Origin of the sequence: Arenibaculum sp. (genome assembly GCF_035998295.1) — a bacterium.
In the GTDB taxonomy this organism is placed as follows: Bacteria; Pseudomonadota; Alphaproteobacteria; order Azospirillales; family Azospirillaceae; genus DASYHS01.
This window is the reverse complement of sequence record NZ_DASYHS010000063.1, coordinates 1-21,312: the sequence shown is the minus strand read 5'-3', so window position 1 is coordinate 21,312 and position 21,312 is coordinate 1. Positions and strand designations below refer to the sequence as shown.

At 71.5% G+C, this 21,312-nt stretch carries 21 protein-coding genes; 8 read left to right on the top strand and 13 right to left on the bottom strand.

Annotation, left to right across the window (positions count from 1 at the left end):
- The first annotated feature begins 74 nt into the window (after positions 1-74).
- The 3 genes from VGO20_RS06815 (at position 75) to hemA (ending at position 4,413) form a co-directional block, all read left to right on the top strand.
- Positions 75-1,577 carry a thioredoxin-like domain-containing protein gene (locus VGO20_RS06815; RefSeq protein ID WP_327501557.1) on the top strand — a complete coding sequence of 501 codons (1,503 nt, stop codon included), beginning with the start codon at positions 75-77 and terminating at the stop codon, positions 1,575-1,577.
- A 62-nt stretch (positions 1,578-1,639) separates the two neighbouring features.
- On the top strand, positions 1,640-3,028 hold the full coding sequence (locus VGO20_RS06810) for an aspartate aminotransferase family protein (RefSeq protein ID WP_327501556.1): 1,389 nt from the start codon (positions 1,640-1,642) through the stop codon (positions 3,026-3,028).
- 170 nt (positions 3,029-3,198) lie between these two features.
- The gene (gene hemA / locus VGO20_RS06805) at positions 3,199-4,413 is read left to right on the top strand and encodes a 5-aminolevulinate synthase (RefSeq protein ID WP_327501555.1); all 1,215 of its coding nucleotides are present in this window, start codon (positions 3,199-3,201) and stop codon (positions 4,411-4,413) included.
- A gap of 4 nt (positions 4,414-4,417) precedes the next feature.
- Here hemA and VGO20_RS06800 read toward each other — a convergent pair whose 3' ends face one another.
- Positions 4,418-5,149 carry a PRC-barrel domain-containing protein gene (locus tag VGO20_RS06800; RefSeq protein WP_327501554.1) on the bottom strand — a complete coding sequence of 244 codons (732 nt, stop codon included), beginning with the start codon at positions 5,147-5,149 and terminating at the stop codon, positions 4,418-4,420.
- Positions 5,150-5,323: 174 nt separating this feature from the next.
- Here VGO20_RS06800 and VGO20_RS06795 point away from each other — a divergent pair, with 174 nt between their 5' ends.
- Together VGO20_RS06795 and VGO20_RS06790 are read left to right on the top strand one after the other, a co-directional pair.
- Positions 5,324-5,893 carry a hypothetical protein gene (locus VGO20_RS06795; protein WP_327501553.1) on the top strand — a complete coding sequence of 190 codons (570 nt, stop codon included), beginning with the start codon at positions 5,324-5,326 and terminating at the stop codon, positions 5,891-5,893.
- Between the two features lie 76 nt (positions 5,894-5,969).
- Positions 5,970-7,067 (top strand): S1C family serine protease, encoded by a 1,098-nt coding sequence (locus VGO20_RS06790; protein ID WP_327501552.1) that lies wholly within the window; start codon positions 5,970-5,972, stop codon positions 7,065-7,067.
- Between the two features lie 18 nt (positions 7,068-7,085).
- Here VGO20_RS06790 and VGO20_RS06785 read toward each other — a convergent pair whose 3' ends face one another.
- Positions 7,086-7,523, bottom strand: coding sequence for a PRC-barrel domain-containing protein (locus tag VGO20_RS06785; protein ID WP_327501551.1), 438 nt, complete (start codon positions 7,521-7,523; stop codon positions 7,086-7,088).
- A 99-nt stretch (positions 7,524-7,622) separates the two neighbouring features.
- A complete protein-coding gene (locus tag VGO20_RS06780) occupies positions 7,623-8,360 on the bottom strand; it encodes an SDR family NAD(P)-dependent oxidoreductase (RefSeq protein WP_327501550.1) in 738 nt (245 codons plus the stop codon).
- Positions 8,361-8,446: 86 nt separating this feature from the next.
- Between VGO20_RS06780 and VGO20_RS06775 the strand changes: the two genes are divergently transcribed.
- On the top strand, positions 8,447-9,325 hold the full coding sequence (locus VGO20_RS06775; protein WP_327501549.1) for a ChaN family lipoprotein: 879 nt from the start codon (positions 8,447-8,449) through the stop codon (positions 9,323-9,325).
- A gap of 3 nt (positions 9,326-9,328) precedes the next feature.
- Here VGO20_RS06775 and VGO20_RS06770 read toward each other — a convergent pair whose 3' ends face one another.
- Positions 9,329-9,478 carry an entericidin A/B family lipoprotein gene (locus VGO20_RS06770; protein WP_327501548.1) on the bottom strand — a complete coding sequence of 50 codons (150 nt, stop codon included), beginning with the start codon at positions 9,476-9,478 and terminating at the stop codon, positions 9,329-9,331.
- A 163-nt stretch (positions 9,479-9,641) separates the two neighbouring features.
- Here VGO20_RS06770 and puuE point away from each other — a divergent pair, with 163 nt between their 5' ends.
- Entirely contained in the window at positions 9,642-10,565 is a 924-nt protein-coding gene (gene puuE / locus VGO20_RS06765) for an allantoinase PuuE (protein ID WP_327501547.1), read from the top strand.
- A gap of 12 nt (positions 10,566-10,577) precedes the next feature.
- On the opposite strand, the gene VGO20_RS06760 is transcribed toward puuE, so the two are convergent.
- A complete protein-coding gene (locus tag VGO20_RS06760) occupies positions 10,578-12,368 on the bottom strand; it encodes an SLC13 family permease (RefSeq protein WP_327501546.1) in 1,791 nt (596 codons plus the stop codon).
- A gap of 192 nt (positions 12,369-12,560) precedes the next feature.
- Here VGO20_RS06760 and VGO20_RS06755 point away from each other — a divergent pair, with 192 nt between their 5' ends.
- Positions 12,561-13,454, top strand: a complete 894-nt coding sequence (locus VGO20_RS06755) for an SPOR domain-containing protein (RefSeq protein WP_327501545.1) — start codon at positions 12,561-12,563, stop codon at positions 13,452-13,454.
- Positions 13,455-13,485: 31 nt separating this feature from the next.
- Here the strand turns inward: VGO20_RS06755 and VGO20_RS06750 are convergent, their stop codons facing one another.
- The 8 genes from VGO20_RS06750 to VGO20_RS06715 all read right to left on the bottom strand — a co-directional run.
- On the bottom strand, positions 13,486-15,222 hold the full coding sequence (locus tag VGO20_RS06750) for a nitric oxide reductase activation protein NorD (protein ID WP_327501544.1): 1,737 nt from the start codon (positions 15,220-15,222) through the stop codon (positions 13,486-13,488).
- A gap of 12 nt (positions 15,223-15,234) precedes the next feature.
- Positions 15,235-16,035, bottom strand: coding sequence for a CbbQ/NirQ/NorQ/GpvN family protein (locus VGO20_RS06745; protein WP_327501543.1), 801 nt, complete (start codon positions 16,033-16,035; stop codon positions 15,235-15,237).
- Between the two features lie 80 nt (positions 16,036-16,115).
- Complete coding sequence (locus tag VGO20_RS06740; protein ID WP_327501542.1) at positions 16,116-17,153, bottom strand: aliphatic amidase; 1,038 nt, start codon at positions 17,151-17,153, stop codon at positions 16,116-16,118.
- A gap of 109 nt (positions 17,154-17,262) precedes the next feature.
- The gene (gene urtE / locus VGO20_RS06735) at positions 17,263-17,958 is read right to left on the bottom strand and encodes an urea ABC transporter ATP-binding subunit UrtE (protein ID WP_327501541.1); all 696 of its coding nucleotides are present in this window, start codon (positions 17,956-17,958) and stop codon (positions 17,263-17,265) included.
- Complete coding sequence (gene urtD, locus VGO20_RS06730; protein ID WP_327501540.1) at positions 17,951-18,700, bottom strand: urea ABC transporter ATP-binding protein UrtD; 750 nt, start codon at positions 18,698-18,700, stop codon at positions 17,951-17,953. The genes urtE and urtD overlap by 8 nt, the downstream gene beginning before the upstream one ends.
- Positions 18,701-18,703: 3 nt before the next feature.
- Positions 18,704-19,816 (bottom strand): urea ABC transporter permease subunit UrtC, encoded by a 1,113-nt coding sequence (gene urtC, locus VGO20_RS06725; RefSeq protein ID WP_327501539.1) that lies wholly within the window; start codon positions 19,814-19,816, stop codon positions 18,704-18,706.
- A gap of 50 nt (positions 19,817-19,866) precedes the next feature.
- Positions 19,867-20,736: an urea ABC transporter permease subunit UrtB gene (gene urtB, locus VGO20_RS06720; RefSeq protein ID WP_327501538.1), complete on the bottom strand. Its 870-nt coding sequence runs from the start codon at positions 20,734-20,736 to the stop codon at positions 19,867-19,869.
- 59 nt (positions 20,737-20,795) lie between these two features.
- Positions 20,796-21,312 (bottom strand): transporter substrate-binding protein (locus tag VGO20_RS06715; RefSeq protein WP_327501537.1); only part of this gene is annotated, 517 nt, incomplete at its 5' end.

The window sequence follows — 21,312 nt, the reverse complement described above, 5'->3', positions numbered from 1 at the left end:
AGCGGGCGGTCCGACGCATTGCGCGCGGCGCCATGCCGTGGGACCCTGCCGGAGCAACCGACAGGAGCCGTCCGATGCCGACCGTCCGCGCGCCCGAGATCGACCGGCCCGGCCTGCAATGGTTCAACGTGCCGGGGCCGCTGTCGCTCGCGGAGCTTCGCGGCAGGCTCGTGATTCTCGATTTCTGGACGTTCTGCTGCATCAACTGCCTGCATGTCCTGCCGACGCTGCGCCGGGTCGAGGAGGCGTTTCCCGAGGAGGTCGTGGTGATCGGGGTCCATAGCCCCAAGTTCCCGGCCGAGCGCGATCCTGCCAACCTCGCGGCCGCGATCGCGCGCCACGGCATCCGCCATCCCGTCGTCAACGATCCCGAGTTCCAGATCTGGAGCCAGTACGCCGTGCGCGCCTGGCCGACGCTGGTCGTGGTCTCGCCCGACGGCGCCGTGATCGGCCAGCATTCCGGCGAGCCGGACCCCGACCGGTTGCTGGCCGCCATCGCCGGGCTGCTCGACGACTTCCGCCAGGAGGGCCGGCTGGAGCCGCGGCCGCTCGACCTTGCGCCGGCATCGGCGGCGGCGGCTTCCCTGCCCCCGGCCGGGCGCCTGCGCTTCCCGGGCAAGATCAAGCCGGCCGGACACGGGGCCTGGGCGGTCGCGGATGCCGGGCACAACCAGGTCGTGCTGTTCGACGACGGGGGAGCCGAACTGGCGCGCTACGGCAGCGGCGAGGCGGGCTTCGCCGACGGAGCCGCGGGCGAGGCGCGCTTCGATGCGCCCCAGGGCCTCGTCGCCGACGACGAGGCGGTCTGGGTCGCCGACACAGGCAACCACGCGATCCGCCGGATCGAGCGGGAGAGCGGCATCGTGACGACCCTGGCCGGGACCGGCAGGCGCGGCGGCGTGCTGTGGGCGCCGGCCGCGGGGACCGGGACCGCGCTGGCCTCGCCCTGGGACCTGGAGCGGCGCGGGCGGCTGCTGTTCTTCGCCAATGCCGGGACGCACCAGCTCGGCCAGCTCGACCTCGATTCCGGAAGGGTGGCGCGGCTGGCGGGCGCCGGGCCGGAGGGCTTGCGCGACAGCACGGCGAGCGAGGCCCATCTGGCGCAGCCGAGCGGGCTCGCCCTGTCGCCCGACGGCGGCACGCTGTGGTTCGCCGATGCCGAGACCTCCTCGGTGCGCGCACTCGACCTCGCGTCCGGCGCGGTGACGACGCTGGCCGGCAGCGGGCTGTTCGACTTCGGCCACGTCAACGGCCCGCTCGCCGACGCCCAGTTCCAGCACTGCCTGGGCCTGGCCCCGTGGAAGGACGGCATCCTCGTCGCCGACAGCTACAACGCGGCACTGCGCCTGATCGACCCCGGGCGCGGCGTCGCCGAGGACTTCGACGGCGGTCGCTTCACCTGCGCCGATCCCGTGTGCCTGCCGCTGGGCGAGCCGGCGGGGCTGTGGGTGGACGGCGTGTGGGCGGGGGGCGCGTGGGCGGGGGGTGCCGGCCGGGTGCTGGTCGCCGACACCAACAACCACCGCATCCTCGAATACCGGCCGGCCGAGGGCAGCTACCGGACCTGGGTTGCCTGAGGCCCCGGATGCGCCTAGCATCGCGGATCGGCCTACGGCCTCCTTGAACCGGAGCACCTCCCATGCTCACCAATTCCCTCGCCAGCCGCGACGTCGCGTACCAGCTCCACTCCTACACGAACCTGCGCGCGCACGAGGAGCAGGGACCGCTCGTCATCACGCGGGGCGAGGGCGTCTACGTCTTCGACGACGACGGCAAGCGCTACCTGGAGGGGATGGCCGGGCTGTGGTGCGCCTCGCTCGGCTTCGACGAGCAGCGCCTGGTCGAGGCGGCGATCCGGCAGATGCGGCGCCTGCCCTTCTATCACGGCTTCACCGGCAAGTCGCACGACCCCAGCATCGAGCTGGCGGAGCGGCTGGTCCGCCTGGCACCGGTGCCGATGTCGAAGGCCTTCCTCGCCAATTCCGGCAGCGAGGCGAACGACACCGCGGTCAAGATGGTCTGGTACTACAACAACGCGGTCGGCCGGCCCGAGAAGAAGAAGATCATCTCCCGGCAGAAGGGCTATCACGGCGTCACCGTCGCTGCGGCGAGCCTGACCGGCCTGCCCGCCAACCACCGGGCCTTCGACCTGCCGATCGCGCGCATCCTGCACACGAGCTGCCCGCACCACTACCGGTTCGCCCGGGCGGACGAGAGCGAGGAGGCGTTCGCGACGCGCTGCGCGGAGGAACTGGACGCGCTGATCCTGGCCGAGGGGCCGGAGACGGTCGCCGCCTTCATCGCCGAGCCGGTGATGGGGGCCGGCGGCGTGCTGGTGCCGCCGGCGACGTATTTCGCCAAGATCCAGGAGGTGCTGCGCCGCCACGACGTGCTGATGATCGCGGACGAGGTGATCTGCGGCTTCGGGCGCACCGGCAACCGCTGGGGCAGCGAGACCTTCGACATCGCGCCCGACATCATCACCATGGCGAAGGCGCTGTCGGCCGCCTACATGCCGATCTCGGCGGTGCTGATCTCGGAGAAGATCTACGAGGCGGTCAAGCGCCAGTCCGACGAGATCGGCACGTTCGGCCACGGCTTCACCTATTCCGGCCATCCCGTCGCCGCGGCGGTCGCGGTGGAGACGCTGGACATCTACGAGGAGCGCGACATCGTCGGCCATGTCCGCACGGTCGGCCCGCACCTGCAGCAGCGGCTGCGCGCGCTCGGCGGGCATCCGCTGGTCGGGGAGGTCTCGGGCATCGGCCTGATCGCCGCGGTCGAGATGGTGCGCGACAAGACCAGCAAGGAGTCGCTGGACCCCAAGCTCGCGACCGGCCCCCGGCTCGTCCGCTTCGCGCAGGACCGCGGCGTCATCCTGCGCGCGATGGGCGACCGGGTCGCGTTCTCGCCGCCGCTCGTGATCTCCGAACGCGAGATCGACGAGATGGTCTCGGGCTTCGCGGGCGCGCTCGACGACACGCTCGGCTGGCTGCACGAGAAGGGGGTCGCGGTTTCGGCGAGTTGACCGGGATCAAACCATCCGGACGCCCAAGCCCCTATGATGCCGGCATGATCCGCGGCGCGACATAGGGCCGCGGAGGGCTGGGGCGCCCGGCATCGCTCGTACATAGTAGCGCGGCCATAGGGGCGTGGCCGGGACGGCCCGGACCAGACGAGACGCACGGGATCGGCACGATGGACTACGAGCACTTCTTCCGGACCCAGATCGACGGCCTGAAGCGCGAGGGGCGCTACCGCGTCTTCGCCGACCTGGAACGCCAGGCGGGGAGCTTCCCCAAGGCCTACCGGCACGACGCCGCCGGCCAGGTCCAGGAAGTGACGGTCTGGTGCTCCAACGACTATCTCGGCATGGGCCAGCATCCCGACGTGCTCGCCGCGATGCACGAGGCGATCGAGCGCTGCGGCGCCGGGGCCGGCGGCACGCGCAACATCTCCGGCACCAACCACTACCACGTCATGCTCGAGCGCGAGCTGGCCGACCTGCACGGCAAGGAGGCGGCGCTGCTGTTCAGCTCGGGCTACGTCTCCAACCAGGCGACGCTCAGCACGCTGGGCAAGCTGCTGCCGGGCGCCGTGATCCTGTCGGACGCGCTGAACCACAACTCCATGATCGAGGGCATCCGCCAGTCCGGCGCGGAGAAATACGTCTTCCGCCACAACGACCCGGAGCATCTCGACCAGCTCCTCGGCCAGGTGGCCCCGGAGCGCCCGAAGATCGTCGCGTTCGAGAGCGTGTACAGCATGGACGGCGACATCGCGCCGATCGACGAGATCTGCGACGTCGCCGAGCGGCACGGGGCGATGACCTATCTCGACGAGGTCCATGCCGTCGGCATGTACGGCCCGCGCGGCGGCGGCGTCGCCGAGCGGGACGGCGTGATGCATCGCCTGACCGTGATCGAGGGCACGCTCGGCAAGGCGTTCGGGGTGATGGGCGGCTACATCACCGGCTCGGCGGCGCTGGTCGACGTGATCCGCAGCTTCGCGGCCGGCTTCATCTTCACGACGTCCATGACGCCCAGCATCGCCGCCGGCGCGCTCGCCAGCGTGCGCCACCTGAAGCGCAGCCCGGCCGAGCGCGCCCGCCACCAGGAGCGCGCGGCCCGGCTGAAGCGCCTGCTGGGCCAGGCCGGCCTGCCGGTGATGGCGTCGGCCAGCCACATCGTCCCGGTGATGGTCGGCGACGCGCGGCTGTGCAAGCAGGCCAGCGACGAGCTGCTGGAGCGGCACGGCGTCTACGTGCAGCCCATCAACTACCCGACCGTGCCGCGCGGAACGGAGCGGCTGCGCTTCACGCCGACACCGCTGCACGGCGACGAGGACATGGCGCGGCTGGTGGATGCCCTGCTCGACGTCTGGAGCCGCCTGGACATCCGCCACGCCGCCTGAAGGGCTATTCCAGGGTGCTCGGGTCCGTGCCGCCCGGCAGGAACTCGGGGTTGGGCCGCAGCATCGTCTCGTCGGCGTCGAGATAGAGGCGCTCGGCATTGCGGTCGATGCGGGCGACCGCCTCCCACGGCACGTCGTAGAGCGTGTCGCCCACCCCGGCGAGCCCGCCGCGGCTCAGGATCAGCGTGTCGAGCCGGCCCGACCTGACATCGACGACGACCCCGGCGACGTCGCCCATCTCGCCGCCGTCCATGCTGTAGACGTCATATTCCCCGAGGTCCTGGGCGTAGACCTGGTAGTCGGCGAGGGCGCCGCCGCCTCGCGTCCCCATGATGGTCTGGGCGGGCGCCACGTTGAGTTCCGCCGGCTCGGCCGCAGCCGCCCCGTCGCCGTCGCGCAACGGCACGCCGGGGTTTTCCTCGGTCCCGGGATCGTCCTCGCCCTCGCTCACGGGGGGAATGATCACGTTGGTCGCGGTGTTCTCGCGGCCGCCGGGCTGCGGGTCGGAGCTGGGCCCGATCGGCACCCTGGTCGGGTCGGCGGGCCGCGCCAGCGCGTCGCCGGCCGGGCCGCCCATCTGCCGCCCGGCGCCGATCGTCTCGCGCGTGTCGTACTCCCCGTCGAGCGCGCGGATGTTCGGCCGCGGCCCCAGGTCGGGCGCCACCTGCGCGGCCGCCGGTACCGCCGAGGCCAACAGCAGCAGGGCGGTTCCGGCAAGCAACTGTCTGGTGTTCACGAACGGTCTCCTCATTTTCCGGTCGTCCAGTCAACAGACGTGGCCCCGGCGGCGTTCCGGCGGCGTTCCGGCGGCGTTCCGGCATCAATTGCGAATGATCCTCATCCGCATCACTGGACATGGCGGGCAAGCGGGCCTATCTTCTGGCGACTGGGCGAATGCCGGAGGATGGATATGTACCGCGACAACTCGCTGATGCCGAAGGAGGCCGTGCGGCTCGCCACCTTGGGCGAGCTGGCGCGCCAGCCGTTGCGCTACGCCGATCTCGCGGTCGCCGTTCGCCGGTTCACGAGCCGCATCGTCGGCCCCTCGCTGGACCTGTTGGGCACCTCGCTGGAGCTGCTGCGCTACGAGGGCCTGGTCGAGGCGGCCGGGGGCTTGGGTGGGGGCTCGGGCGAGGGTTCGGGCCTGGAGGACAACGCGCTGCTGCGCATCACCGAGGCCGGCCGGCGGGAGTTCACGACCCTGATGCGGGCCAATGTCCGCGCCCCCTCCTCCGACGACCTGAACAAGCTGGTCATCACGCTGAAGCTGCGCTTCCTCGACCTGCTGGAGCCGGCCGACCAGGCCGACCAGGTCGAAGGGCTGACCGGCCTGTTCGAGACCGAGCTCGCCCGCCTCGAGGACCTGCACGTCTCCCACGCGCAGGAAGCCGGCCTGCTGAAGGACTGGCTCGTCCACGACATCTCCCAGGTCCGCGCGACGCTGGCCTGGTTCGCGGCGCTGGCGACGCGCCAGGACTGACCTTCCGGCACCAACCGGTACTCCCGGCGGTTAAGGAAGGGACCCGCCCCGACCGCCACCGCAAAGCCTGGAGCCGATGGGAGACCGCTTCGTCCGTTTCGCCGCGACCGCGGCGCTCGTCCTCCTCGCCATCCTCGTCGCCGAACGCTACGTCCGCATCGCGCTGCTGGCCTGGGACGAGCCGCGGCCGACGGCACCCCGTGCCGTGATCGGCCCGGTCGAGAGGCGCGCGGTCGAGGTGTTCGACGCGGCGGCGCCGTCGGTCGTGTTCATCTTCACGGAGCGCGCCCGTCCGCGCGGCCTGCCCGGAGGCCGGCCCGGCGCGGTCTCGATCGGGTCGGGCTCGGGCTTCGTGTGGGACGCGGCCGGCCACGTCGTCACCAACGCCCATGTCGTCGCGGGGGCCGAGCGCGTCGGCGTGCGCCTCGCCAGCGGCGAGACGGTCGAGGCCACGGTGGTCGGCAGCGCCGCCGACTACGACCTGGCGGTGCTGCGGATCGACGACGCGGTGTCGAGGCTGCGCCCGCTGGCGCTCGGCACCTCCGACGACCTCGAGGTCGGGCAGGCCGCCTATGCGATCGGCAGCCCGTTCGGGCTCAGCCAGTCGCTGACGGCGGGCGTGGTCTCGGCGCTGAACCGGCGGCTGCCGACCGCCGGCCCGCGCGAGATCCCCGGCGTGATCCAGACCGACGCCGCGATCAACCCCGGCAATTCCGGCGGCCCGCTGCTGGATTCGGCCGGGCGGCTGATCGGCGTCAACACCGCGATCCTGTCCGGCTCCGGCTCCTTCGCCGGCGTCGGCTTCGCGGTGCCGGTCGACCTCGTGAACCGGGTGGTGCCGCAACTGATCCGCGAGGGCCGGGTGCCGCGCCCGGCGATCGGCATCCTCGCCGCCGACGAGGAGGTCGCGGCGCGCATGGGCGTCGGCGGCGTCATCATCGTCGAGGCGATGCCCGGCTCGCCGGCGGCCGACGCCGGGATCGTGGGGATCGACCCGTCGACCGGGACGCTCGGCGACGTGGTCGTGGCGGTGAACGGGGAGCCGGTCGAGACCGTGTCCGACATGGCGGCGATCTTCGCCGAGCTTGGCATCGGCCGGCAGGTCACGCTGACGGTGCGCCGGGACGGCGCCGAGCGCGATGTCACCCTGCCGCTGGTCGAGGCGGAGGGATGAGGGGAGTTTCCGGCGCCCCTAGCTTCCGGCGCCGGTCCCGTAGCTGAACCGCGGCGCGCGGACCAGTTCCGTCTCCGGCACCTCGATCACGAGGCCGGCGGAACCCCGCCCCACCACCAGCTTGTCGAAGTCGATCGCGACCAGCTTCTCCGGCGCGCCGGCCGCCGGGTCGACCGCCAGGATCGCGTACAGCGCCCGGCCGTCGGGGCCGATCACGATGTCGTAGATCGTCGCGAGCGCCAGGCCCTGGATGTTGAAGATCGGCTTGCCGATCACCTCGGCGACGCCGTACGCGCCGAGCGGCATGCTGGTGATCTCGCCGACCTCGACGTCGTCCTGTAGTGCCGGGGCCTGCAGTGCCGGGGCCTGCTGTGCCGCGCCCGGCACCGGGGCGAGCAGCAGGGCGAGGGCGAGGCCCCGTATCGTGCCCTGTGTCGTGATGAGCGGAATGCGCATCGGCGTGACCTCCTCGTCGGGACGCCGCGAAAGGCGCCTGCGAGGCAAACGGCCCCGGAGCGCCGTTCGTTCACCGCCGTCCGTTCACTGCCGGCGCGCTCAGTACAGGTGCTGGCCGCCGGTCACGAACACCTCGGTGCCGGTCACGTAGTTCGCCTCGGGCGAGCACAGCCAGAACACCGTGTCGGCGACGTCGCGGGGCTGGCCCATGCGCTGGAGCGGGATGCGCGGCAGCAGCATGTCGTAGTCGGGCGAGACCATGGCGGTCTCGATCTCGCCCGGGGCGACGGCGTTGACCCGCACGCCGAGCTGGGCGAACTCCACCGCCATCTCGCGGGTCAGGCCGGACAGCGCCGCCTTGGAAGTGCTGTAGGCGGAGCCCGCGAAGGGATGCACGGCGTGCCCGGCGATCGAGGTGACGTTGACGATCGCGCCCTTGGCCCTGGCCAGGCCGGACGCGAAGCCGCGCGCGAGCACCAGGGGCGCGAAGAAGTTCAACTCGAACACCCCGTACCAGCCGGCGATGTCGCCGTTGAGGCAGCCGAGCCTCTCCTTGATCGGCGTCTTCGGCGACATGCCGGCGTTGTTGACGAGCGCGTGCAGCGGCCCGCCGTCGAGGATTTCGTTCGCGCTGCGCACGAAGGCCGCCCGGCTCTCGTGATCGGCGAGGTCGGTCGTGATGTGGTGCGTCCAGTTCGGATCGGCCTTGCACTCCTCGGGGATCGGCTCGCGCGAGCAGGTGATGACGCGCCAGCCGGCCGCGCTGAAGCGCTGGACCGTCGCGTGGCCGATGCCCCGGCTGGCGCCGGACAGGATCAGGGTCTTGGGTTCGGACATGACGCCAGGGTAGCGCAAGCCCGGGGATGGCGGAAGCGGCGGCAATCGCCAGATAGCGTTCTCGTCCGACGATCCGGAGTCCGCCCGTGCCCTACCTCCACGCCCTCGCCCTGCTTGCGCTCCTGATCCGGCCGGTCCCCGCGGCGGCCGGGGACTGCGTCCCGGCCGGCCGGTGGGTCGAGCCGGGCACGCGCGCGCCGCTCGCCGCCGGCGCGGTGCTGAAGCGGGCGGCGCGGGCGCCGGCGGTGCTGCTGGGCGAGCGCCACGACGAGGCCGAGCATCACCGCTGGCAGCTCCACGTGCTGGCGGCGCTGCACGGGCTGGCGCCGGACCTGGCGATCGGGCTGGAGATGATGCCGCGGCGCGTGCAGCCGGCGCTCGACCGATGGGTCGCGGGCGAGAGCACGGTGGCGGAGTTCCTGGAGGAGAGCGACTGGGAGGCGGTGTGGGGCGTCGACCCCGGCCTCTACCTGCCGATCCTGCATTTCGCGCGGATGCACGGGGTGCCGCTGGTGGCGCTCAACGTCGAGCGCGCGCTGACGCGCCGCGTCGCCGCGGAGGGCTGGGCGGCCGTTCCGCAGGCCGAGCGCGAAGGGCTGGGCGACCCGGCACCGGCGCCGCAGGCCTATCTGGACAGCTTGGCGGAGGTGGCGGCGGAGCATGGGCCGGACATGGACCCTGCCCGCTTCGTCGAGGCGCAGCTGGTCTGGGATCGGGCCATGGCCGAGGGGATCGCCGCCGCGCATCGCAACGGCGGCCGCCCCGTGGTCGGCATCATGGGCATGGGGCATGTCGAGCACGCCCGGGGCGTGGCGCACCAGCTTGCCGCGATGGGCGTCGCCGGGACGCTCGGTCTCCTGCCGTGGGACGCTACGCGGCCCTGCGGGGAGCTCGTGCCCGGCGTCGCCGATGCCGTGTTCGGCGTGGCCCCCCTTCCCCCGGACGAACGGGAGAAGGGGGAATAGAGGTCATTCCGCCTCTTCGGCCTCTTCCTCGAGGCTTTCGCCGCCGGCCTGCATGTCCTGGCCGAGGCCTTCCATGGTGTTGCAGGCGCCGAGGAAGAAGGTCGAGCCGAGAAGGGCGACGGCGAGAAGGCGAGTGGCTTCGTTGCTGAGCATGTTCTGTCTCCAATGCTGCTCACGTGTCCCGCACATGAACACCGGAGGCCGCGCCGTGTGCCACATGCTCGCGAAGTACCCCACACGGTACGGTGCGAAAGCCCCTCGCAACCCGCGGCACCCGCGCTATCCTGGCCGCGCGAGGCCGGGAGGGAGACGGGACATGGGCGAGGACTATCCGCGCGACATGGTCGGCTACGGGCGGACGCCGCCCGATCCCCGCTGGCCCGGCGGCGCCCGGGTCGCGGTGCAGTTCGTGCTCAACTACGAGGAGGGGGGCGAGAACTGCGTGCTCCACGGCGACGCGGCGTCGGAAGCCTTCCTGTCGGAGATCGTCGGCGCCCAGCCGCTGGCGGGGCGGCGCCACATGAGCATGGAATCGATCTACGAGTACGGCAGCCGGGCCGGGGTGTGGCGGGTGCTGCGCCTGTTCGAGGAGCGCGGGCTGCCGCTCACGGTCTATGCGGTCGCGATGGCGCTGGAGCGCAATCGCGAGGCGGCCGCGGCGTTCGTCGAGCTCGGCCACGAGATCGCCAGCCACGGCTGGCGCTGGATCGACTACCAGGACGTCCCCGAGGAGGTGGAGCGCGAGCACCTGCGGCGCGCGATCGAGATCCAGGAGCGCGCGACCGGGAGCCGGCCGCTCGGCTGGTACACCGGGCGCACGTCGCCCAACACGCGCCGCCTCGTCGTCGAGGAGGGCGGCTTCCTCTACGACGCCGACAGCTACGCCGACGACCTGCCCTACTGGGACACGGCCCTTGGGCGGCCGCATCTCGTGGTGCCCTACACGCTGGACGCCAACGACATGCGCTTCGCCACCGCGCAGGGCTTCAATTCCGGCGACCAGTTCCTGGCCTATCTGCGCGACGCGTTCGACCAGCTCTACGCCGAGGGGGCGGAGGCGCCGAAGATGATGTCGGTCGGGCTGCATTGCCGGCTGGCCGGGCGGCCGGGCCGCGCGGCCGCACTCGCCCGCTTCCTCGACCACGTGCTGGCCCATGACCGCGTCTGGGTGTGCCGGCGCATCGACGTCGCGCGCCACTGGCACGAGCACCATCCGCCGGGGACCGGCGTCACGGAGTGACGGGGACCAGCGTCACGGCGTGACGGGGACCAGCGGCCAGAACAGCGGGATCACCAGGGTCGCGACCAGCCACAGCAGCAGGTTCAGCGGCAGGCCGACCTTGACGAAGTCGAGATAGCGGTAGCCGCCGGCGCCGTAGACGAAGGTGTTGGTCTGGTAGCCGACGGGGGTCGCGAAGCTCGCCGAGGCGCCGAACATCACGGCGACGACGAAGGGCCGCGGGTCGAGGCCGAGCTGCTGGGCGAGCGAGATTGCGACCGGCGTCAGCACGACCGCCACGGCGTTGTTGGTGACCACCTCGGTCAGGGCGGACGCGATGAAATAGACCACCGCCAGCAGGCCGAGCGGGCCCAGCGTGCCGGCGACCAGAGCGACGGCGCCGGCGGCCGTCTCGACCAGCCCGGTCTTCTCCATCGCGATGCCGAGCGTCAGCATGCCCAGGATCATGAACAGGATGCGCCAGTCGATCGCCCGGTAGGCCTCGTCGCGGTCGAGGCAGCCGGCGACGACCACGACCACCGCGCCGATCAGCGCCAGGCCCGCGATCGGCATCACGTCGAACGCGGCGAGCAGGACGACCGCCAGCACGGCCGCGACCGCCACCGGCGCCTTGGACTTGCGGACCGGCACGTGCTCCGGCTCGGTCAGGTTGATCAGGTCGCCCGCCTCCACGAGCCGGTGGACGCCGTCCGGCGAGCCTTCCATCAGGACGACATCGCCGACCTCCATCCGCACCTCCTCGAACTTGTCCCGGAGGTTCACGCCCTGGCGGTGGACGGCGATGATGTAGAGGCCGTAGCGGCGGCGCAGGTTGAACTCCGCGAGGCGGTGGTCGACGAAGCTGGAACGCGGGCCGACGATCCCCTCGACGACGACGGTCTGGCGCGTCGCCACCTCCTGGAGCTGGCCCTCGAAGCTGAGCCCCTCGCGCTGGCGCAGGCCCATCAGCCCGGCGACGCCGGTCTTGACCAGCAGCCGGTCCCCCGCCGCCAGCTGGACGTCGTCGAGCTTCCGGCGGAAGGAATCGTCGTTGCGGATCACGTCGATGACGCGCGCACCCGGCAGCGTCTTCAGCCCGGCCTCGGCGAGCGACAGGCCCGCGAGCTGCGAGCCCGGCGGCAGGATGACCTCGGTCAGGTACTGGCGCTGGACCTGGTTGGACAGGATGCCGGCGACCGTGTGCCGGTCGGGCAGCAGGTGGTAGCCGACGAGCGCGAGATAGGCGATGCCGACCGCCGCCATCACCAGGCCGAGGCCGGTGATCTCGAAGATGCCGAAGGACGCCAGGCCCATCCGCTGGGCGACGCCGTCGGTGACGAGGTTGGTCGAGGTGCCGATCAGCGTGCAGGTGCCGCCCAGGATCGCGCCGTAGGACAGCGGGATCAGCATGCGGCTGGGCGCCAGCTTGAGGTGGTGGCACAGGCGGATCGCGACCGGCGTCAGCATCACGACCACGGGCGTGTTGTTGACGAAGGCGGAACTGGCGACGGCGATCCCGACCAGGAACAGGAAGGCGAGGACGCGGTTGCCGCCGACGGTGCCCGTCGCCGCGTCGCCCAGGATCTCGACCACGCCGGTCCGCTCGAGGGCCCCGCTCAGCACGAACATCGCCGCGACCGTGACGACGCCGGCATTGCCGAAGACGCCGAGCACGTCCTCCGTCGCGAGGATGCCGGTGGCCAGCAGGAGGGCCGCCGCCGACAGCGCGACGAGGTCCGGAGGCATCCAGTCCCGCGCGAAGGCGACGAAGACCAGCACGAGCAGGCAGAGGACCACGACCTGGTCGATCACCGCGGCGTCCATTCCCGTGTCGTTTCGAGGTGACGGCGCACCGACCGGGCGCCGGACTCTTCGGTAGCACCCGCCGGGGTGCAACTCAAGGGGGCGAAGAACGGAACAGCGACGGACTATGCCCGGCCCGCCGATTCCGGTAAAGTCGGAGAAGGACCGATCGGATTAAGCCGAACGGGGAACGCGATCCGCCGGGGACGGTGCATGACGACCACGCAAGACGAGCTGCCGCTGCCGCGGCCGGAACGCAGACGCCGGCGCGGCCTGTCCCCGCTGGGGTCGGGCGGACCGGTCGCGCTGCGCGCGGTGCTCGCGGGCACGGGCCTGGCGGCGACCTTCGTCGCGGGGGCGTGGCTGAGCACCTCGATGATGGAGTCGGCGCCTCCCCCACCCGCCCCGGCGACGCTCGTCGTCGCACAGGCGCCCTACGCGCCGCCCGCACCGGAGCCGGTACTGGAACTGGAACCGGAGATGCCGCCGGCCGAGGACATCCTGGCCGGGGACATCCTGGCCGGGCCGGAGCCGGCCGCCATCGAACCGGAAGTGCCGCAGCCCGCGCCCGAGTCCATCGCCGAGCCCGCGCCTGAGCCCATCCCTGAGCCGGCGCCCGAGCCGGAGCTGGCGGCCGCCGATATGCAGGAGGTCGCAGCCGCCCCGCCGGAGGTCGAGCCGGTGCTCGAACCCGAGGCGGCGCCGGAGCCGGTGAGCACGGCCGAGCCGGCGCCCGAGCCTGCGCCGGAACCCATGCCCGAGTCGGAGTCGGTCGCGGCCCTGCCCGACCCGGCTCCAGCCCCGGTCGCGGCGGCCCCTGCCCCCGCCCCCGCCCCCGCCCCTGCGGCGGCGGCCACGGCGGCTGGGGACGTCGGGCGCTTCACGGTCCAGGTCGGCAGCTTCTCGGTCGCGGAGAACGCAGCGCGCCTCGTCGGCGAACTGGGGCGGCGCGGCTATTCCGCCTATCTGCTCGACTGGAAGGACGGGGCCGGCAAGTCGTGGTCGGTGGTGCGGGTCGGCCGCCTCGCGCAGGAGGCGGAGGCGAGGCGCCTGCTCGCCGACCTGCGCCGGGACGGACAGGCCGGCGAGGTCCGTCGCATCCGCTGAAGCCGCGCTGCCGGACGGGGCGGCGCCCCGTTCAGTGCGTCAGGCGGAGATAGAGTGCGGGCAGCTTCTCCGGCAGGCGCTCCACCCGGTCGATCACCATGAAGTTCCGCTGCCCGAACATGCGGGCGAGATAGGTCCTGCCCTGGGGATCGAGGCCGATGCCGAAGCAGTCGATCCCGAGATGCGACAGGCCCAGGACCGCCCGGCGCGCGTCCTCGGCCAGGTAGCGCCGGTCGGCGACGTCGACGTCCGAGGGCTCGCCGTCGGTCACGACCAGCAGCAGGCGGCGGTGGGTCGGCTGGCGCGCGAGGCTGCGCCCGGCGTGGCGCAGCGCCGTGCCGAGCCGGGTCGACAGCCCGGCCTCCAGGCCAGCGAGCCGGGCCTTCGCCGCCGGCCCGTAGGGGCGGCGGAAGTCCTTGATCCTGTAGTAGCGCACCTCCTCCCGGCCGTTGGAGCGGAACGCGTGCACCGCGAAGGGATCGCCCAGCTCCTCCAGCACATGGGCGAACAGCGCCGTCGCCTCGCGCTCGACGGTCAGGATCGTGCGCGTCGTGCCGCGGACGAGGTCGCTGGTGGACGCCGACACGTCGAGCAGCAGCAGCACGGACAGGTCGCGATGCCGCCGCGCCAGGGTCGCGTAGACCCGCGTGCCCGGGCTTTCCCCGCGCCGGCGGTCCAGGGCCGCCTCGATGCAGGCGTCCAGGTCCAGCCGGTCGCCCTCCGGCTGGCGCCGCAGCCAGGCCGGACGGCTCACCCGGGCCGAGCGCACCAGCGCAGTCAGCCGGTCGGCGACCGCGCGGTGGCGGTCCAGGGTCCGGTCAATCGACGCGGCGCTGCCCTCATAGGCGGAGCGTTCCTCGACGCGGACCCAGTCCGGGCGCTCGCGGCCGATCAGGTAGTCCCATTCCGGGTAGCGGACCGGGGGCGCCAGGATCTCCTCGGCCTGAGGCGGGGCCGCGGGGGCGGACGGCGGCGGCGCCTCGGGCGGGGTCGGGCCGGGATCGGCCTGGGGCGCGCCGTCCTCGACCTCCTCGTGCTCGGTCCGGAACGCCTCGTAGACGGTCTCGGCCTCCAGGCCTTGCGGCGGGTCGCCGCCGAAGTCCCATAGGCCGGCGTTGTCGTCCCGGTAGGCCGGCTCGACGACATGGGTCCTGGCGTTGAACTGGACGCGCATCTGGCCGAGGTCGTTGCCGAGCAGGTTGCCGATCTCGCGGCTGATCGACGGGTCCTCCCAGCGCGCGGACCGCTCGGCGAACAGCCGGCGGCCCTTGTCGACCCAGGCGTCGTCATCCTCGTAGGCGGGATCGAACAGCGCGCGGGCGAGCCGGGCCATCAGCGCCGGCGCCGTGGCCGCCCCGCCCGGCCGCGCCAGGTGGAACGGCGCCCAGACCCGGAACAGCCCGGGATGGCCGCGCATCGCGAGCCGCTCGACCCGCGCGTCCTCGACCAGCGAGACCAGCGCGATCTGGAGCGGCTTCAGGCTGCCGGCGGGAAAGCGCGGGCCGGAATGGCGCAGATGCGCGCCGACATGGGCGAGCGAGGCGCGGAACAGGTCGGCGGCGCGCTGGCCGGCGACGCCCCGGAAGGTCTCGGGCATCCAGACCAGCCCGTCGCCGAAGCTGACCCGGCGCGGCACACCGTCCACCGCGTCCGGCGCGGCTGGACGCACCGGCACCCGCAGCCCCCACAGCGCGACCAGATAGGCCTTCAAGCGCCGCTCCACCGCCGAGAAGGACAGGTCCCCGGCGTCTTCCTGCGAACCGGTCATCGGGCCTCCGGCTCAGCCGATCGACGCGGCGATGGCGGCCGAGAAGGCGTCCCGCACGTCCGCGTCGTCGGTGATCGGCAGCACGAGCGCGGTCTCGCACGCCTCGGCCACCGGCACGCCGAGCGCCACCAGCCGCCCGGCATGGATCAGCATTCGGGTCGACACGCCTTCCTGGAGGCCCTGGCCCTTGAGGTTGCGCGAGCTGCCGGCGATGCGCACGAGCAGCCGGGCGACGTCGTCCGCCACTCCGGCCTCGTGGGCCACGATCCCGGCCTCGACCGCGGGGGCCGGGTAGCCGAACTCGATCGCCGCGAAGCGCTGCTTGGTCGATTCCTTCAAGTCCTTCAGCACGCTCTGGTAACCGGGGTTGTAGGAGACCACGAGATGGAAGTCCGGATGCGCCCGGACCAGCTCGTTGCGCTTCTCCAGCGGCAGGACGCGCCGCGCGTCGGTCAGCGGATGGATGACCACGGTCGTGTCCTGGCGCGCCTCCACGATCTCGTCGAGATAGCAGATGGCGCCGTGGCGCACCGCCAGCGTCAGCGGCCCGTCGTGCCAGACCGTGCCGTCGGCATCCAGGAGGAAGCGCCCGACCAGGTCGGAGGCCGTCATGTCCTCGTGGCAGGCGACGGTCACCAGCGGCCGGCCGAGCTTCCAGGCCAGATGCTCGATGAAGCGGGTCTTGCCGCAGCCGGTCGGCCCCTTCAGCATCACGGGCATCCGCGCCGCGTAGGCCGCCTCGAACAGGGCCACCTCGTTGCCCACCGCCCGGTAATAGGGCTCCTCCACGATGCGGTGATCGCTCAAGTCCACGCCCGATACTCCCTTTCGCCGCCCCTGTCATCGGGATGGGGGCGGGCCGGCGGCCCGCCCCCCGATCCAAGCACCGTCGCTCAGCGGTGCTCCGCCAACTCGTGCGGGATGCCCTCGATCGGGCATTCGTCGGTCCCGACCGTGCCGCGGGTCATCGCCTCGACCTTGGCGCGCGTGCCCTCCGGATCGTTGATCCACTCGCGGTAGAAGTCGTAGACGCAGGCGACCTCGCCCTTGGCGTCCTCGCGCGAGTTGATCTTGCCGGTGTAGCCGCGGTGGACGAGCTTGAAGAGGTGGTTCTGGGACTGCATGTTCTTGCGCGCGTCGCGGATCAGCGACGTGGAGAGCTGCGCGTACTGGATGCCGTTCTCCTCGGTGCCGCATTCGCCCAGCGTGCGGCCGTCGAAGCCGACCAGCGCGGAATGGCCGAAATACGAGTAGACGCCGTCGAAGCCGGACGCGTTGGCGACCGCGACGTAGACGTTGTTCGCCCAGGCCATCGCCTTGGACATGATGATCTGCTGCTCCTTGGCCGGGTACATGTAGCCCTGGCAGCGGATGATCAGCTCGGCGCCCTTCATGGCGCAGTCGCGCCAGATCTCGGGATAGTTGCCGTCGTCGCAGATGATGAGGCTGATCTTCAGGCCCTTGGGCCCTTCGGAGACGTAGGTGCAGTTGCCGGGATACCAGCCCTCGATCGGGACCCAGGGCATGATCTTGCGGTATTTCTGGACCACCTCGCCCTTGTCGTTCATCAGGATGAGGGTGTTGTAGGGTGCTTTGTGCGGATGCTCCTCGTGGCGCTCGCCGGTCAGGGAGAACACGCCCCAGACCTTGGCCTTGCGGCACGCCTCGGCGAAGATCTCCGTCTCCTCGCCCGGGCAGGTCGAGGCGGTCTCCATCATCTCCTTCGGGTCGTACATGATCCCGTGGGTGCTGTATTCGGGAAAGACCACGAGGTCCATGCCCGGCAGGCCGATCTTCATGCCCTGGATCATCTCGGCGATCTTGCGGGCGTTCTCCAGCACCTCCGCCCGGGTGTGCAGCCGCGGCATCTTGTAGTTGACCACGGCCACGCCGACGGTGTCGTTGCTGCTAGAGATGTCACCATGCAACATGATTGCTGCTCCTTTTTCATCGATCAGGATGGGCCTGGTCCGATTGCCCCTTAGGGGCGCGGTTCGGGCGTGCCCGGCGCCCGCCGCGATTTCCGGCCGCGCGTCCCGCTCACACCGTCATATGCCGGTGGACGAGGTCGTCCGACAGGTCGGCGGCCCGCCCCTGGGCGGCCACCCTGCCCTTGTCGAGCATCAGGAACCGGTCCGACGCCCTGCGCGCGAAGGCGACGTTCTGCTCGACCAGCACGACCGTCAGGCCGTGCTTGCGGTTGAGCGCGGTGATCGCGTCCTGGATCTGCTCGACGATGTTCGGCTGGATGCCCTCGGTCGGCTCGTCGAGCAGCAGGACCTTAGGCCCGGCCGCCAGCGCGCGCGCGATCGCGAGCTGCTGCTGCTGGCCGCCCGAGAGGTCGCCGCCCCGCCGCTCCAGGTTGTCGCGCAGATACGGGAACAGCTCGAAGGCGAGCTGCGGCAGCTCGCGCCGGCCGTCCGGGCGCGCGAAGCTGCCCATCAGGATGTTCTCGCGCACGGTGAACCGGCCGACGATCCCGCGCCCCTGGGGAACGTAGCCGATCCCGAGCCCGGCGCGCCGGTGGGTCGGTTCCGGCCGGATGTCGCGCCCGCCCAGCCCGATCCGGCCGGTGGCCCTGTCGGTCAGGCCCATGACGGTGCGCATCAGCGTCGTCTTGCCGACGCCGTTGCGGCCGAGCACGCTGAGGAGCGCGCCCGCGGGAACGTCGAAGCTGACGTTCTGGAGGACCGGGCTGCTGCCGTAGTACGAGGTGACCGCCGACATCTCAAGCATGCGTGATCCCTCCGCTTCCGAGATAGGCTTCCTTGACCCGGGGGTCGCTCTCGACCTGGGCGATCGTGCCCTCCGACAGGCACCGGCCCTGGTGGAGGACGGTGATCGTCTGCGCGATCTCGCGCACGAAGGCCATGTCGTGCTCGACCACGATCAGGGTGTGCCGGCCGCGCAGGCGGTTGAAGATCTCGGAGGTCTTGCGGGTCTCCTGGATGGTCATGCCGGCGGTCGGCTCGTCCATCAGGATCAGCGCGCTGTCCTGGACCAGCAGCATCGCGATCTCCAGCCACTGCGTCTGGCCGTGCGACAGGTATCCGGCCCGGGTGTCGAGCTCGTCGTCCAGCCCGACCAGCTCGACCACCTCGGCGACGCGGTCGTCGAGGGCCGGGCCGGTGAAGATCCGCAGCGTGCGCAGCGGACTCGGGTGCCGGGACCGGGCGACGTCCAGGTTCTCGCGGACGGTGAGCTCCTTGAACACGCTCGGCACCTGGAACTTGCGCCCGACGCCGCGGCGCGCTCGCTCGTATTCGGGCTCGTAGGTGATGTCCCGGCCGTCGAGGAGGATGCGCCCGCCGGTCGGCCTCGTCCGGCCGCAGATCAGGTCCATGGTCGTGGACTTGCCCGCCCCGTTCGCGCCGAGCAGGCAGCGCAGCTCGCCGCGCGCGACCGAGAGGTCCAGGCCGTTGACCGCCTTGAAGCCGTCGAAGCTGACCTCGAGGCCGTGGAGTTCGAGATAGGTCATGTCTCAGGCTCCCTTGCGCGTGTCCAGGGGGACGGCCGCCCCGCCGCCGGCGGCACTGGACGCGCGGTGGCGCGACAGCCGCTCGAAGCCGGCCTCGAACAGGCCCGCGAGGCCGCGCGGCAGGAAGACGACGACCAGGATGAAGATGGCGCCGAGCAGGAGCTGCCAGGTGTCGAGGAAGGCCTCCGACAGGCTGCCCTGCATGAAGTTGACGAGGATCGCCCCGATGGCGGCGCCCAGCAGCGACCCACGGCCGCCGACCGCCGCCCAGATCACCATGGAGAGGCTGAGCGACACGCCCATGAAGGTCGGGGCCGCGAACTCCAGCACCATCGCGTAGAGCATGCCCGCGATCCCGGCCATGGCCGCCGAGACGGAGAAGGCGAGGATCTGGTAGGCGGCGACGTCGTAGCCGAAGAACCGGACCCGTTCGCCGTCGCCGCGGATGGCCTGCATGATCGTGCCGGCCTTGCTGCGGGTGAGCGCGAGGCCGAGCAGCAGGCAGACCGACAGCGAGCCCGCGCACAGATAGTAGAAGGCGGGGCCGTAGGGGTCGAACTCGACGCCGCCGACCTGGAGCCAGGCGAGGTCGGTGATGCCGTTGAAGCCGCCGGTATAGGCCTGCCGGTCGACCACCAGCAGGTTCACGACGACCAGCATCGCGAGCGTGATGATCGCGACGTAGACGCCGGTGATGCGCGCCCGGAACATGAACCAGCCCAGCAGCGCCGCGACCAGCCCCGGCAGCAGCACGCCGGCCGCCAGCGCGAAGGCGCCGGACTGGAACGGCACCCAGAACCAGGGCAGGCTGTCGAGGTTGTTCCACATCATGAAGTCGGGCAGCCCGCCCGAACCGGTGTGGATGGGGCTCGTCTCCAGCTTGAGGTGCATCGCGATCGCGTAGGCGCCAAGGCCGAAGCTGACGCCCTGGCCGAGATTGAGGATGCCGCAGTACCCCCAGCTCAGGCTGATCGCGGCGGCGGCGAGGCCGAGCGCCAGGTAGCGCGCATATTTGTTGAGCAGGAACGCGTCGTCGACGAAGGTCGGGACCGCGAGGATCGCGACGCAGAAGACGAGATAGGCCGCGAGTTGCGCATGGGACTTGGTGCGGGTCATTGATGCTCTCGGGGCGACGGGAGTGTCGGCGGCGGGCATGGGCGGGTGCCTCAGCGCCGGCCGCGGTCGGCGAACAGGCCCTGGGGCCGGAAGCGCACCAGCACGACGACCGCGAGGAAGACGAGCGCCTTGGCCAGCGTGTCGTTCAGGACGAAGGCGATCGCCGCGGAGCCGCCGCCGAGCAGGCCCGAGCTGGCGACGGTCCCGACCAGGCTGCCGACGCCGCCGACCACCACCACCATGAAGGCGTCGACGACGTAGCTCGTGCCCATGTCGGGCGACACGCTCTTGATCGGGGCGACGAGCGCGCCGGCCAAGCCGGCCAGGCCCGAGCCGAAGGCGAAGGTGGCGCCGAAGACGCGAGGCGCGTTGATGCCGTAGCAGCTCGCCATTTCCCGGTTCTGGGTCACGGCGCGCAGCTTCATGCCAAACTCGGTGCGCTGGACCACGTACCAGGTCAGCACCAGCAGCCCGCCGGTCACCGCCAGGATGAACAGCCGGTAGCTGGCGACCACGACGCCGAAGACGTCGACGCTGCCCGAGAGCCAGTCCGGCGTCTGGACGTAGCGCAGCTCCGCCCCGGCCGACAGGCGGATCGCCTGCTGCAGGATGATGCCGATGCCCCAGGTCGCCAGGATCGTGTCCAGCGGCCGGTGGTACAAGAACTGCACGATGCCGCGCTCGACCAGCCAGCCGGCGGCGGCCACCATGAGGAAGACCAGCACCAGGCAGGGCAGGAACGGGACGCCGAACATGCTCTGCAGGAACCAGGAGCCGTAGGCGCCGAGCATGACGAACTCGCCATGGGCGAGGTTGATGACCCCCATGGAGCCGTAGATGATCGCGAGGCCGAGCGCCACGAGCAGCAGGATCGAGCCGATGCTCAGCCCGGTGAAGATCTGACCGAGGAAGATGTCCATGAGGTCCTCCGGAGGGGGCGGGCCGGCGGCCCGCCCCGACTGTGCCCACGCGGCCCGGCTCAGGCGCCCTTCAGGCCTTCGGCCGTGCATTCCTGCCCGGGATAGGCCCAGTAGGGCTCGGGCTTGACCCACTCGGAGGACTGTTCGAGGACCTTGAACTGCCCGTTGGACTGGGCCTGGCCGATCTTCGGCCACAGGTAGCAGTGCAGGTTGTCGGGATCGACTTTGACCCGGCCCTGGGGCGCCGTGATCTCGATGCCCGCGACCGCGTCGCGGATGTTGATGGGCGAGATGTCGCCCGGCGCCAGCTTCTCGACCGCCTGGCGGAACAGGTGGATCTGGAAATAGGCGGGCTCGGAGACGAAATGGGTCACCGCGTCCTTGCCGTAGCGCCGCTGGTAGTTCTCGACGAAGGCGGCGTTCTCGGGCGACTCATGGCCCATGAAGTACGGCGCCGAGGTGAAGTGCCCGGCCGCGTATTCGCCGCCCATGGCCGCGATCTCGACCTCCGAGGTCGTCAGGCTCGCCATCGGCATCTTCTCGGGATCGAAGCCGGCCGCCTTGTACTGCTTGTGG

What these genes read in the sequence shown, in the direction of transcription:
- VGO20_RS06740 (WP_327501542.1), bottom strand. Translation starts at nt 17,153, where the DNA reads ATGTTGCATGGTGACATCTCTAGCAGCAACGACACCGTCGGCGTGGCC.
- VGO20_RS06815 (WP_327501557.1), top strand. Translation starts at nt 75, where the DNA reads ATGCCGACCGTCCGCGCGCCCGAGATCGACCGGCCCGGCCTGCAATGG.
- urtB (WP_327501538.1), bottom strand. Translation starts at nt 20,736, where the DNA reads ATGGACATCTTCCTCGGTCAGATCTTCACCGGGCTGAGCATCGGCTCG.
- puuE (WP_327501547.1), top strand. Translation starts at nt 9,642, where the DNA reads ATGGGCGAGGACTATCCGCGCGACATGGTCGGCTACGGGCGGACGCCG.
- urtD (WP_327501540.1), bottom strand. Translation starts at nt 18,700, where the DNA reads ATGACCTATCTCGAACTCCACGGCCTCGAGGTCAGCTTCGACGGCTTC.
- VGO20_RS06770 (WP_327501548.1), bottom strand. Translation starts at nt 9,478, where the DNA reads ATGCTCAGCAACGAAGCCACTCGCCTTCTCGCCGTCGCCCTTCTCGGC.
- urtC (WP_327501539.1), bottom strand. Translation starts at nt 19,816, where the DNA reads ATGACCCGCACCAAGTCCCATGCGCAACTCGCGGCCTATCTCGTCTTC.
- VGO20_RS06755 (WP_327501545.1), top strand. Translation starts at nt 12,561, where the DNA reads ATGACGACCACGCAAGACGAGCTGCCGCTGCCGCGGCCGGAACGCAGA.
- VGO20_RS06790 (WP_327501552.1), top strand. Translation starts at nt 5,970, where the DNA reads ATGGGAGACCGCTTCGTCCGTTTCGCCGCGACCGCGGCGCTCGTCCTC.
- VGO20_RS06780 (WP_327501550.1), bottom strand. Translation starts at nt 8,360, where the DNA reads ATGTCCGAACCCAAGACCCTGATCCTGTCCGGCGCCAGCCGGGGCATC.
- VGO20_RS06785 (WP_327501551.1), bottom strand. Translation starts at nt 7,523, where the DNA reads ATGCGCATTCCGCTCATCACGACACAGGGCACGATACGGGGCCTCGCC.
- VGO20_RS06810 (WP_327501556.1), top strand. Translation starts at nt 1,640, where the DNA reads ATGCTCACCAATTCCCTCGCCAGCCGCGACGTCGCGTACCAGCTCCAC.
- VGO20_RS06795 (WP_327501553.1), top strand. Translation starts at nt 5,324, where the DNA reads ATGTACCGCGACAACTCGCTGATGCCGAAGGAGGCCGTGCGGCTCGCC.
- urtE (WP_327501541.1), bottom strand. Translation starts at nt 17,958, where the DNA reads ATGCTTGAGATGTCGGCGGTCACCTCGTACTACGGCAGCAGCCCGGTC.
- VGO20_RS06750 (WP_327501544.1), bottom strand. Translation starts at nt 15,222, where the DNA reads ATGACCGGTTCGCAGGAAGACGCCGGGGACCTGTCCTTCTCGGCGGTG.
- VGO20_RS06760 (WP_327501546.1), bottom strand. Translation starts at nt 12,368, where the DNA reads ATGGACGCCGCGGTGATCGACCAGGTCGTGGTCCTCTGCCTGCTCGTG.
- hemA (WP_327501555.1), top strand. Translation starts at nt 3,199, where the DNA reads ATGGACTACGAGCACTTCTTCCGGACCCAGATCGACGGCCTGAAGCGC.